The sequence below is a fragment of the Parapusillimonas granuli genome (assembly GCF_013416525.1).
Lineage (GTDB): Bacteria > Pseudomonadota > Gammaproteobacteria > Burkholderiales > Burkholderiaceae_B > Parapusillimonas > Parapusillimonas granuli.
On the sequence record NZ_JACCEM010000004.1, the window covers coordinates 42,489 to 55,063 of the forward strand.

Sequence of the window (12,575 nt, forward strand, 5' to 3'; positions counted from 1 at the left end):
TCGGGCCTCCTAGCGCGCCGCTGCTTTCAGCGATCGTATGGCTTCGCCCACCCGCGGGCCGATTCCCAGGATGAGCAGGTCGTTCATGGCGACGACCCGCCCTGCGCGCGCCGCCGGCGTCGCGGCGACGGCCGGATTGCCGACGAGCTTGTCCATGCCGCCGGCGGCCTTTACGGAGGCTTCGGTGACGATGATCATGTCGGGCGCGAGCATGGCCAGGCCTTCGGCCGATACCGGCTTGTAGCCCGCCTGCTGCGCAAGCGCGTTCGTCAGCCCGGCCAGCCCCAGGACGGCGCCGGCGGCGGTATTGCCGCCCGCCCCGAGCAGCGGCCCCGTCCGGTTGACCAGGACGACGGCCCGGCGCGGCGTGGAAGGCTGCGCCTGGGCGGCGGCCACGTCCGCGCGCACGCGCTCCGCCAGTTCGCGGCCCCGTTCGGGAACCTGCAGCGCCGCCGCGATCTCCTGTATGCGCGCATACAGGGAATCGATGGTGGGCTTGTCGGACACCGGGGTCAGGGCGACGCCCAGCGCTTTCAGGCGCTCCAGCGCCTGGGGCGGCCCGGCGTTCTCGGAAGCCAGGACTAGGTCCGGCCGCATGGCCAGCACGCCTTCGACGGGCACGGAGCGGTAATAGCCCACGCGGGGCAGCTGCCTGGCCGCTTCGGGATACATGCTGGACTCGTCGTCAGCGACTAGGCGCTGCCCCTGCCCCAGGTCGTAGACGATTTCGGTGACGCTGCCGCCCAGGGTGACGATGCGTTCGGCCGCGGCATGCACCGGCCCAGAGACCAGGATGCAAAGCGCCAGTAGACACCGCCACATCATTACGCCGCCAGAGGTTCGGAACAATAGCCGACCAACAGTTCGCGCCAGCTGGCGAGCTCCGGCACGCCGGGCTTGCGGGCACCGAAGAACTGGACGATGAGATCGCCGTTTTCGGCGTAGCATTCCAGCGAGGTCACCCAGCCGTCCTTGGTCGGCCGGTTGACGATCCAGCTGGACACGATGGCGGTGGTGTCCAGATGCAGGTTGAAGTGCGGCTCGAGCACGTTGAACCAGGGGCCGCTGCGCATCAGCTTCTTGACCGGCCCGGAATGGATCTGGACCATGCCGCGGTTGCCCACGAAGCACATAAAGGAGATGTCCCGTGCCGCGACGTCTTCCAGCACGCGCTCCGCCAGGCCGTTGTCCACCTGCTGGGCAAGATCGGAGCCGATGCCGCGCAAGGCCGTCAGGCGCGACACATTATGCTTGCGCAGCAGGCCGAAGAACTCGTGCGTGTCTTCCATCGCCAGCCAGTCGGCCCGCATGGCGGCCGGCATTTCGGGCAGCGTGGTGTCCTCTTCCTGTGCCGGCGCTTCGGTCTGGGGCCAGGCCGGATCGGGATCCGTGTACTTCTGGACCAGCGCGTCGTAGGCCGCCCGGTCCGATTCATCGGTGATGTACACCTTGTGGATGGCATTGCCCGCCTTGTCGAAGAACTGCAGGCTTTGCCGGCCGTCGTCGTTGACGGCGAAGGTGAACTTCCAATCGCTGAAGAACATGCGCAAGTCGATGTCGGGACCCAGCACGATGCCCATGGTATTGCCGGCGCGGATGTCTTCATAGACGCCGTGCCGTTCATGCACGCACCAATCATTGCGCGTCAGCGCCATGACTCGGCCCAGGCTGCCGAGTTCCTTGAATATCGCCTGGGGCGGCTCCTTCAGCAAGATGGACTGGATGGCACCGCAGCCGGCGGCGACGAGTTCCATTTCGGAAACCTGCATCGACTCGGCCACATTGCGGATGCGCATCTTGGGATGTTGCGCCTTGAGCTCGGCGTAGCGTTCGCGCAGCGCCGCCGCCTTGCCTTCGAAGGGATGCGTCATGACCAGGGACTCCTTTAAGTAAAAGTTAATTATATCGACAATAAGATTGATTCTTGATTCTATCAATATTGATAGGTCAAGGATACGCGCAGGCTGCGCCCCGGCTCGGTATAGCTGTCGATGGGCGCGGCGTCCCGGCCGCCTGCGCGCGGCACGTTCAGCGCATTCCAATGCTTGCGGTCAAACACGTTGTATACCCCCGCCTGCAGGCGCAGGCCCTTGACGGCGGCCGGCTTCCACCAGGCGTTCAGATCCAGCACGCCGTATCCGGGCGCCTCGAAATCCGAAACACTGGTGCCCGGCACGACGTCCGGCGCCGCATATTCCACTTGCGTGCGGCGCTTGGCGAACGACGCCAAGGCTTCCGCGCCCCAGCCTTCCGTCCGGTAGCCCAGCGCCAGCGTAGCCTTCAAGGGCGCGACGGAATTCAGATAGCGGCCGGTATCCTGGTCGCGGCCATGGGCCCAGGCAAGCGCGGCCCAGGTGTACCAGTTCTGATCGATGCTCCAGTGGCCGCTCAGCTCCGCACCGTAGATGCGCACGCGGGCGCGGTTCGCATAGGCGGTGACCCCCATCGGGTAGAGGCCCGTCCAGGCCGGGTTCCATTCGGGCGAATTCGGATTGAGGGGCACTTCCTGATCGATGAAGTTCTTGTAGCGGTTGTCGAACACGCTGAGGCGTCCGCCCAGGTCGCGATTGCCGACGTCCATGCCCAGTTCCCATCCGCGGCTGATTTCCGCCTCGAGATTGGGATTGCCCGTGCGCAGATACGTTCCCGGCGCCCCGTAGTTCATGTAGAGCTGCGTGGCGGTGGGCGCTTTGTACCCATAGCCGTACCGGGCATAGAAAGACAGGTCCTGCGCCGGCTTGTAGGTGGCGAGCAGGGAGGGCGACAGGCGCTGGCCGCTGGCCGAGCCCAGTTCGGTAACGCTGGCGTTCGGGTTGCTGTCATAGGCGGCGCTGGACTGGGGCTTGTGCTTGTAGGAATCGAAGCGCAAGGCCGGAGTCAGCGCGTATTTCCCGTCGCTCCAGGAGATTTCGTCCTGGGCCCACAACGCCCATTGCTGGCCCTTCGAATTGGCCACGTCGGCCTGGTTGGTATGCAGCAGGTCGCAGCTGCGCGGCCCGAACATCCCCGAGACGGAGGCGGGCACCGGCCGGAGATCCGCGGGGCAGTTGTCGAACCCCGAGGAGTCCTGCTTGTTCTTGCTGCCGTACCATTCCGCCCCTGCCGCCCAGTGGTGCTGGACGGACGCCGACCGCAGGAAGCCGCTCCATTGCGTCAGGGCGCCCACGCCGGATTCCTCGACGTTGTTGTCGCGGCGGTATTCCCCGTAAGGATAGCCATAGCCGTAGGCCGCGCCCACGGGCGACCTGCCCCGGCCGTCCATGTTGCGGAAGGCTTCCTGGACACCGTCCAGGTAGCTGCGCTGCCAATAGAGCTTGACCTCGCCGCGCTGGACGGCGGCGCGCTCCGCGCGGGCTTCGTAGTCGTAGCCCAGCAGCACACGCTGCCGGCTCAGCTCTTTGCGGGTGCTGTTGTTGCCGATGGAATAGGTGGAGGTGTTCTGTTCGCGCATGTTGTCGATGTCCGACTTGCGCTCGAAATGCTCGCCGCTCAGGGTGAGCCGATGCTCTTCCGTCAGGGCATGCTGGAGCTTCAGCATGAAGTTGTTCTGCTTGTAGGTCTCGGGGTTGGCCTGTTCGCGGTTGGGGCCGTAGCCGCCGACCTCGCCCATGTTCTCGCGCTCGTGGCCCTTGCGGTGCCCGGCCTGCAGCAGCCAGCTCGTGCCCTGCCCCAGCCGGCCCGCCAGGGCGGCGTCCGCGCCCCAGCTGTTGTCGGTGCCGTCGTAGCCGGTCTTGAGCAGCGCGCCGAAATCCTTGCCGGGCGCCAGCAGGTCACCCGGCGACAAGGTGCGCAGATCCAGGTACCCGACCAGCGAGCCCGACTGGACCGCGCCGTTCGCGCGCACCACGTCAATGGCGGACAGCGTGTTGAAGTTCAGCATGTCCAGGCCGCCCTTCTCGCCGCGCGCGCCGTCATTCAGCCAGGGCAGGCGGATGCCGTCGATCCGCGTCACGACGCGGTCCTGGTCCATGCCGCGGATGTTCACGCTCTTGTTGTTGGCGTTGAAGTTCACGCCCGGCTCGGCGCGCCTGGAGAAGTCCTCCCAGCTGGTGATGGACCGGTCGTCCAGTTCCTGCCGGGTAATGATGGAGGCCCCCTCGGGCAGCTCGGTTTCCAGTTTCTGGCCCTGCACGGTGAGGGGGCTCAGCTGTTGAACGCCGCCTGCCGCTCCGGCGCTCCCCGATTGCGCGCCCGCCTGGGCGGCCGCCACCGCCATGAAGACGCCACTCCACCAAAAAATCGATTTCCCCATTTTTCTTGCCTATTTGTAAGAGTGTATTAAAGGGGAAAATGATAACCATTCCTATTATCTTTTGCAATTAAAAATGATGTAGATCAAGATTCAACGGGAATCAGCTCTGTTGTTTTCCGCCCGCTTGCTTCGCCGCTTCCGCCAATGTGGCGTCTATCAGCGCCGTGGCCATCCAGCGCACCGTCGATTCCACCTCGCGGTCGGAGGCGTTCCAGATGTCTTTCAGCACCACGTAGGCTTCGTATCCATAGATGGTGGACAGCGCCTTGTGCAGGCGGCGGATCAAGGGCTTGGGGATCTGGTTCTCGAACGGCAGCAGAGCCTGCGCAAGTATCTTCACGCGGTGGCCCCGCCGGTAGGGCTCTTCGTCCAGCAAGCCGGCGCGCTCCAGCGCCCGGTGCTCCAGGGCGAGCTGCAGCGCGGCGCGCATTTCGGTTTCGTATTCCTTGAACCGGGGAAAGGTGTGATCGAACAGTTCCATGACTCGCTCGCGGGCGCTCTCGTGCCGCGAAGCCGTGGTGCGCACCGGGCCCAAGGATGCGTCGACGACCGCGGCGATCAATTTGCTGCGGCTCGGGAAATAGCGATACGCGGTGGCGCGCGACACGTCGGCGCGCGCCGCCACCTGCGCGACGGACGGCATGACGCCCGTGCGGATCAGTTCCATGGCGGCCTGCAGCAGCGCCGCATAGGTCCGGGCGCGCGGCCCGCTCGCGGGCGCCTTGGGCACTGCGGTGACGACGTATCTCATATACCTGTTCCCTTTTCTTATTCTTGATAAAAGTCAAAAAATTGCTTGACCATACTCAAAAGGATCCATAGAATCAAATCGACTTTTAAGACAGCAGTCTCATTTTGAGTCTCATGTCTTAATATAGTAAATAAAAATACCCACAAGCGCCCGACGCATTGCAGAAAACCCCAAGGTTTCATCGGGCGAGGAGACAAAACCGTGAAGATCGCCACCTTCTCGCGGGGCGGTGCGCGCCACGCCGGCCCGCCGCCGATGGATGCCGCGGCCGGGCCGCAAGCCGGCACCCGCCGCCATGCCGCCAGCGGCGCACCCGCCGGCGCCGGCATGGGCACGAATGCCCCCGCTCGCCCGGAAAACACCGGTGCCCCGCGCACCGCAGTCCACCACCCCGGCATCCCGGAGCACCCACTCAAATGACGACACAATTCATCGAGGGCATGGCCGTGGAAATCACCGGCGAAGGCGAGCCCATCGTGTGCCTGCACGGCCTTGGCGGCTCATCCAACAACTGGACGCCGGTCGAGCCCGCGCTGGCCAATTTCCGGCTGGTCCGCTTCGACCTGCCCGGCAGCGCACGCTCGGCCGGCGTCGGCGGCGAGCTTTCCATCGAGAACATCGCCGAGCGCATCGTCCAGGCCTGCGGGAGGCTGGGCATTGCCCGCGCGCACTTCCTCGGCCATTCGCTCGGCACCATCGTATGCTTCCACATCGCCGCGACGCGGCCCGGGCTGGCAAGAAGCCTGGCCCTATTCGGCCCCTTGCTGTGCCCGCCCGAGGCGGCGCGCCCCAACATACGTGCCCGGGCCGACAAGGCGCGCAACGAAGGGGTGAAAGGCATGCAGGAGATCGCCGACGCCATCGTCGCCACGGCCGTTTCCGCCACCACGCGGCGCGAGCAGCCGGCGGTCGCGGCGCTGGTCCGGGAAAGCATCATGCGCCAGGACGCCCAAGGCTATGCGCGCTGCTGCGACGCACTGGCCAACGCGCAGGCGCCGGCCATCGACGCCATCGAATGCCCCGTCCTGCTGGTGACGGGCGACCAGGACGGAGTGGCGCCGCCGCAGGCGGTGCGCGCCATCGCCGACCGCCTGCCCGGCAGCCGCAGCGTCGTGTATTCGCAGTGCGGGCACTGGACCACATTCGAACGCGCGCACGACTGCATGCGCGATCTCAAGGACTTCTATTCCGGTCGCTTTCAGTAAAGGACGGCAGCATGGCCAACACCTTATTCACCAATGTCCGCATTTTCGACGGCTCGGGCGCGCAGCCCTACCACGGCGAAGTCCTGGTCGAAGGCAAGCGGATCACCCGGGTCGCGCGTTCGGCGCGCTCTTTCCAGGGCGGCGACGCCACCCTGATCGACGGCGCGGGCGCCTTTCTGATGCCCGGCATGACCGAAGCCCACACGCACTTTTCCTGGAACGATCAGCCCTCGCTGACCGCCATCCAGATGATGCCGCCCGAAGAACACATCCTGTGGTGCGTGCGGGTCGCCAAACGCTATCTGGAAATGGGCTGGACGTCCTGTGTGGGCGCGGCCACCGCCAAGGCCCGGCTGGACGTGGTGCTGCGCAACGCCATCAACGCCGGGGAGTTCCCGGGGCCGCGCTATCTGGCGGCTAGCCAGGAAATCACCACCATCGGCGGCCTGGGCGATGAATCCCGCCCTCACCTGCCCTTTCCGGAGCTCAGCTTCGGCTGCGTCGTGACCGGCGCGGACGAAATGCGCCGCGCCGCGCGCACCTACATCAAGTACGGCGTGGACACGCTGAAAATCAATCTGTCCGGCGAGTACATCGCCGGCATGCCGGCCGAGACCACCCCGTTCACGGACGCCGAAATCGCCGCGCTGGTCGAAGAAGCGCACAAGAACGGCCGGCGGGTCGCCGCCCATGCCCGTTCATGCGAATCCATCAAGCAATGCATACGCCACGGCATCGACATCATCTACCACGCCAGCTTCACGGACGACGAGGCGCTGGACATGCTCGAGGCCAACCGCCACAGAATTTTCGTCGCTCCCGGGCTGGCCTGGCTCGTGAACACCAGCTACCACGCGTCGGAATACGGCATCACGCCGGCCATCGCGGAATCCATGGGCTATCACCGCGAACTGGAAACCGCGATCGAGTCGCTGAAGAAAATGCATAAGCGCGGGGTCCGCATATTGCCGGGAGGCGACTACGGCTTTGCCTGGATCAAGCATGCGACCAATGCCCAGGATCTTGAATATTTCGTCAAGTATCTGGGCTTCTCGGCCATGGAGGCCCTGCTGAGCGCCACGCGGCTCGGCGGCGAGATCATGCTGCGCCCGCAGGAGCTGGGCCAGGTCAAGGAAGGCTACCTCGCCGATATGATCCTGGTCGACGGCGATCCGCTGTCCGACATCCGCGTCCTGCAGGACCCCGCGCGCATCCTCGCGGTGATGAAAGACGGCGAGTTCCACAAAAAGCCCGAGATCCAGGGCGGCCGCAACATGACGCGCTGGGCCTGACCATGGACGCGAGCAAGTGGAAACGTCCCCGCCGCCGGGCGCTGATCGCCTGGCTGCTGATCGGCCTGCCCCTGCTGGCGCTGGGCATCGCGGCGCTGGCGAGCAACGCTCGCCTTTTCATCCTGACGCTCATGAACGGGCTCACGCTCGCCGCCCTCTATTTCCTCGTGGCCAGCGGCTTCACCCTCATTTTCGGCCTCATGCGCAACGTCAACCTGGCGCACGGGTCCTTGTTCCTGCTGGGAGGATACATAGGCTATAGCGTGGGCGACCTGACCGGCTCCTGGTTTGCCGCCCTGGTCGCCGGCTTTGTCTCCGTGGCGCTGACCGGCCTGCTGCTCCAGGTTTTCGTCTTCCGCTACATGGACGGCCAGGAGCTCAGGCAGACGCTCGTCACCATCGGGCTTTCCATCGTCCTGGCCGATCTCTACATGTGGATATGGGGCGGCGACACCTATCAGTTCGACCCGCCCGAGTGGACGCAGTTCCCGGTGCCCATGCCTGTCATCAACGCCTATCCCGCCTTCCGGCTGCTGGTCCTGCTGGTCGCGGTCGTGATCGGCGTCGCGCTATGGCTGTTCCTGAACCGCACGCGCATCGGCGCCATGATACGGGCGGGCGTGGACGACAAGCGCATGCTGTCGGCCAGCGGCGTCAACGTGCAGCGCGTCTTCGCCGTCACCTTCGCCCTGGGTGCGGGCCTGGCCGGGGCGGCCGGCGTGATCGGCGGCACGGCGCTTTCCATCGCCCCCGGCGAAGACGTGCGCTACCTGCTCGCCTCGCTAATCGTCGTCATCGTCGGCGGCATGGGCAGCATCACGGGGGCCGTGATCGGCGCCCTGCTCATCGGCGTCGCGGAAACCATGGGCATGGCCTACGCGCCCACCTACGGCGTCGTGTTCACGTTCATCATCATGGTGGTCGTGCTGGCATTGCGCCCCCAAGGCATCATGGGGAAAAAAGCATGAGCGCGAACAAATGGCGGCATGCCGTGAGCACGGGCGGCTCCGCGGCGAACAAGGGCCCATCCCCCGCGAAGCCGCCGTCTTTCGCGCCCGCCGCGCGGCCGCGGGCCGCCGCACCGGAGGCGAGCCGGCCCGCCTGGGCCGGCGGCAAGCTGCTGCGATATGCCGTCGTCCTGGCGGCCCTGCTCGCCTACCCCGCGGTCGCGTCCAGCTTCTTCACCTTCCAGATCGGCGCGCAATCGCTCATCCTGGGCATCATCGCGCTCTCGCTGGCCTTCCTGGCCGGATACGGCGGCATGGTCAGCCTGTCGCAGATGACGGTCGCGGGCATCGCGGGCTACGTCATGGCCATATTCGGGCATTCGGCCGTCAGCCAGATCAGCATGGAATGGCCCTGGTGGCTGGCATCCCTGCTGGCCGTGCTGCTGGCCGTCGGCACGGCGACGCTGATCGGCATCGTGTCGGTGCGCACGGACGGCATCTACACTATCATGATCACCCTGGCCATCGGCGTGGCCATGTTCTACCTCGCCCAGCAGAACTACACCGTGTTCAACGGCTTCCAGGGCTTCTCGAGCATATTCCCGCCCCGGTTCGGAACGCTCGACCTGCGCGATCCCGTGCCTTTCTACTATCTGTCCCTGTTCTTCGCCCTGCTGTCCTACGCCGCGGTCAAGTACATCGTGCGTACGCCGTTCGGCATCGCCCTGCAGGGCACGCGCGACAATGCCCGGCGGATGCGCGCCCTGGGCTTCAACGTGGCCGCCCACCGCGTGGCGGCCCACGCCTTCGCCGGCCTGCTGGCCGGCATCGGCGGCGTGCTGCTGGTCTGGTACAACGCGCGCATTTCGCCGGGCACCATCGGCACCTCGGCCCTCATCAACATCCTCATCATCGCCGTCATCGGCGGCCTGCGCCACCCGCTGGGCGCGTTCATCGGAGCGCTCGCCTTCGTGCTCCTGCAGAACTTCGCGATCGACATGATAGACCGCGAGCGCTTCAACCTGATCATCGGAGGCGCCTTCCTGCTGATACTGGTTTTCTCGCCCGACGGCCTGCTGGGCCTCTGGCACCGCGTACGTGGCCTGCTTCGCCCGGCCCGGAAACAATAGGGTGAAGGACCGAGTTCAATCATCACGACATCCGGAGACACAACATGAAATCGACGAAGATCCGCCACTGCGGCACCGTTCTGGCCCTTGCGCTGGCGGGCATGGGCGCCGCGGCGCAAGCCCAGGAGACACTGAAGATAGGGGTTCTGGCGACGCTGGAGGGCGCGCTGACCGTTTCCGGCCAGGACGGCATGCGCGGCATGGAGCTCGCCATGCGGCAGCACAACTTCACGGCCGGAGGAAAAAAGATCGAGGTGATCCGCGCCTCGTCGACCGGGCAGCCGGACACGGCCGTCAATGCGGCCCGCAAGCTGGTCGAGCAGGACAAGGTGGCCATCCTGATCGGCCCGCTGTCCGGCTCCGAAGGTATCGCCGTCAAGGACTATGCCAAGACCCAGCCGAACGTGGTCTTCGTGAACGGGTCCTCGGCCGCGCAGGAGACCACGCTGAAGGATCCCGCCAGCAACTTCTACCGCTTCTCGACCGACGGCGCCCAATGGTCGGCGGGCCTGGGCTCTTATGTTTACAACGACAAGGGCTACAAGAAAGTGGCGGTCGTCGCGGAAGACTATTCCTTCCCCTACGCCCAGGTTCAAGGCTTCATGATCGAATACTGCAAGGCCGGGGGCAAGGTGACCGACAAGCAGTGGGTGCCCCTGGGCACCAAGGACTACTCCTCGGTCATCGCCAAGCTGCCTTCGGACGTCGATGCCATCTACGTCGCCCTGGGCGGGTCCGACGCCGTCAACTTCTTCTCGCAATACGAGCAGTCCGGCGGCAACAAGCCCTTCATCGGCGGCTCCATCACGGTGGACCAGACCGTGCTCAGCTACAAGGGCAAGCGGCGCGATGCGCTGGTCGGCACGCCGGCGGCGGGGCCCACCGCCGACAACTGGGACGATCCGGAATGGAAGAAATTCGTCCAGGCCTATCGCGACGCCAAGTTCGACAACGCCTATCCGACGCCGGGCCTGTTCGCGCACGCCTATTACGTCAACACCAAGGCGGTCCTGACCGGCCTGGACGCGGTGAACGGCGACGTCGGCAAGCTCGGCCAGCAGTTGGCGACCATGACCGTGCAAACCCCCACCGGCCCGGTCAAGCTGGACGAAAACCGAAACGGCGTGGCGAATATCTTCCTGACGGAGGTCGCCAAGGGGGACAACGGCGCGCTGTACAACCGGGTGGTGAAGGTCACGGCGAACGTCACGCAGACGCTGGGGCTGAGCAAGGAAGAATTCGCCAAGATGGGCTTCGGCACGCGCACGAATCCCGAATGCAAATAATCCTTCGCCATCCTCCGACACGGCATTGAACCATGACCAACTCTCCACCCGGCTCCGGCTTCCAGTCCGGCAATGCGCTTGAATTGCAGCGCGTATCACGCAGCTTCGGCGCGCTCAAGGCCATCGACGACGTCTCCTTCAGCGTCGCGGCCGGACAGCGCTACGCCGTGCTGGGCTCCAACGGCGCCGGCAAGACGACTTTGTTCAATGCCATCACCGGCGACTTTTTCCCGAGCAGCGGCCGCGTGCTGCTGTTCGGCGAAGACGTCACGCCGTTCCCGCCGCAGGAGCGCATACGGCGCGGCCTGCGGCGCACCTACCAGTCCTCCCTGCTGTTCCGTGACCTCACGGTCCGCGACAATCTTTTCCTGGCCGTGCGCGGCGTCACGCGCGGCAGGTTCAGCTTCCTGCGCCCGGCGCACGACGACGCGAGCAATGTTTCGGCGGCGCAACTGCTGGACCACATCCGCCTGAGCCATCTGGCCGACACCATGGTTTCCGAGCTCTCGCACGGCCAGCAGCGGCAGCTGGAGATCGGCATGGCGCTGGCCGGATCCCCGCGGCTGATCCTGTTCGACGAACCGGCCGCCGGCCTGTCGCCCGCCGAACGCAAAGAGCTGGTCGCCCTGCTGCGGGCGTTGCCGCAGCACCTGAGCTACGTCATTATCGAGCACGATCTGGAGATCGCGCTGAACGTGGTGGAACGCGTCACCGTCATGCACAACGGCCGCGTGCTGTGCCATGGCACCCCGCGGGAAATCGAAGAGAACCCGCAAGTCCAGGCCATCTACATGGGGGAGCACGGCTATGGCCAGCATTGACGGGCGGCATCAAGCGGCGGCCGCGCGCATGGAAGGCGGCGCCCTCCTGGAAGTATCCGGCCTGGACGTCTATTACGGGCAGGCGCATGCCGTGCAGGGCGTCACGTTCACGGTGGACCGCAATGTGCTGGCCATCGTCGGCAAGAACGGCATGGGCAAGACTTCTGTCTGCAATGCCATCACCGGCCTCATTCCCGCACGAGGCAGCGTCCGGCTGAACGGACGGGAACTGCTGGGCCGCCCGCCGCACAGCATCACGCATGCCGGCATAGGCTATGTGCCGCAAGGGCGCCGCGTATGGCCGTCGCTGACGGTCGATGAGCATCTGCGGCTTTCGGCTCGCACGGCAAACCGCGGCGACTGGACGGTGGACCGCATCTACCAGTTGTTTCCGCGCCTGGCCGAAAGAAAGGACAACGGCGGCGCCCAGCTCTCGGGCGGCGAACAGCAGATGCTCGCGATAGGACGCGCGCTGCTGTTCAACCCGAGGCTGCTGGTGATGGACGAGCCCACCGAAGGCCTGGCGCCCGTCATCGTCGAGCACGTGGCGTCCATGCTCAAGACGGTGTCCAGGGAAACCGATGTCTCGATCCTCCTGATCGAGCAGAACCTGGGCGTTGCGATCGATGTCGCGGACACCGTCGCCGTCATGACCAACGGCCGCATCAGCCGCATGCTGCCCGCGTCCGAACTGGCCGCCGACCGCGAGCTCCAGCAACGGCTGCTGGGCGTGCGCTCGTCGATCGAAGAAGAAGGGTACGCCGGCGGGTCGGCGGAAGGCGCGCACGCGGCCGCCCGCCCGGAAGCCGGCGGCGGGGACGCGCCGCGGCAGCCGGTCTGGGTCGTCCGGCGCGCCCACCAGGATGAAGACCCGCCTTTGCCCAGGATGCC

General features: G+C 65.7%; 11 protein-coding genes and 1 pseudogene. 8 read left to right on the plus strand and 4 right to left on the minus strand.

Going from position 1 to position 12,575, the window contains the following annotated elements:
- Positions 1-9: 9 nt before the first annotated feature.
- From H0A72_RS07825 to H0A72_RS07840, 4 genes are all read right to left on the minus strand, one after another.
- Complete coding sequence (locus H0A72_RS07825; RefSeq protein ID WP_425502490.1) at positions 10-825, minus strand: heme/hemin ABC transporter substrate-binding protein; 816 nt, start codon at positions 823-825, stop codon at positions 10-12.
- Positions 825-1,871: a hemin-degrading factor gene (locus H0A72_RS07830; RefSeq protein ID WP_180154530.1), complete on the minus strand. Its 1,047-nt coding sequence runs from the start codon at positions 1,869-1,871 to the stop codon at positions 825-827. Before H0A72_RS07830 ends, H0A72_RS07825 begins: the two co-directional genes overlap by 1 nt.
- Before the next feature lie 62 nt (positions 1,872-1,933).
- Positions 1,934-4,252 carry a TonB-dependent hemoglobin/transferrin/lactoferrin family receptor gene (locus H0A72_RS07835; RefSeq protein ID WP_246436898.1) on the minus strand — a complete coding sequence of 773 codons (2,319 nt, stop codon included), beginning with the start codon at positions 4,250-4,252 and terminating at the stop codon, positions 1,934-1,936.
- A gap of 100 nt (positions 4,253-4,352) precedes the next feature.
- Positions 4,353-5,003, minus strand: coding sequence for a TetR/AcrR family transcriptional regulator (locus H0A72_RS07840; RefSeq protein ID WP_180154531.1), 651 nt, complete (start codon positions 5,001-5,003; stop codon positions 4,353-4,355).
- 201 nt (positions 5,004-5,204) lie between these two features.
- Between H0A72_RS07840 and H0A72_RS07845 the strand changes: the two genes are divergently transcribed.
- The 8 genes and pseudogenes from H0A72_RS07845 to H0A72_RS22415 all read left to right on the plus strand — a co-directional run.
- Positions 5,205-5,423, plus strand: coding sequence for a hypothetical protein (locus tag H0A72_RS07845; RefSeq protein ID WP_180154532.1), 219 nt, complete (start codon positions 5,205-5,207; stop codon positions 5,421-5,423).
- Positions 5,420-6,208, plus strand: coding sequence for an alpha/beta fold hydrolase (locus H0A72_RS07850; protein WP_180154533.1), 789 nt, complete (start codon positions 5,420-5,422; stop codon positions 6,206-6,208). Before H0A72_RS07845 ends, H0A72_RS07850 begins: the two co-directional genes overlap by 4 nt.
- Before the next feature lie 11 nt (positions 6,209-6,219).
- The gene (locus H0A72_RS07855) at positions 6,220-7,500 is read left to right on the plus strand and encodes a metal-dependent hydrolase family protein (RefSeq protein ID WP_180154534.1); all 1,281 of its coding nucleotides are present in this window, start codon (positions 6,220-6,222) and stop codon (positions 7,498-7,500) included.
- Positions 7,501-7,502: 2 nt separating this feature from the next.
- Entirely contained in the window at positions 7,503-8,468 is a 966-nt protein-coding gene (locus tag H0A72_RS07860; protein ID WP_180154535.1) for a branched-chain amino acid ABC transporter permease, read from the plus strand.
- Positions 8,465-9,577, plus strand: a complete 1,113-nt coding sequence (locus H0A72_RS07865) for a branched-chain amino acid ABC transporter permease (protein ID WP_180154536.1) — start codon at positions 8,465-8,467, stop codon at positions 9,575-9,577. Before H0A72_RS07860 ends, H0A72_RS07865 begins: the two co-directional genes overlap by 4 nt.
- 44 nt (positions 9,578-9,621) lie before the next feature.
- Entirely contained in the window at positions 9,622-10,863 is a 1,242-nt protein-coding gene (locus tag H0A72_RS07870; RefSeq protein WP_180154537.1) for an ABC transporter substrate-binding protein, read from the plus strand.
- Positions 10,864-10,895: 32 nt separating this feature from the next.
- A complete protein-coding gene (locus H0A72_RS07875; RefSeq protein ID WP_180154538.1) occupies positions 10,896-11,684 on the plus strand; it encodes an ABC transporter ATP-binding protein in 789 nt (262 codons plus the stop codon).
- A 28-nt stretch (positions 11,685-11,712) separates the two neighbouring features.
- A pseudogene (locus H0A72_RS22415) lies at positions 11,713-12,186 on the plus strand (ABC transporter ATP-binding protein); the annotation flags it as partial.
- Positions 12,187-12,575: the final 389 nt, after the last annotated feature.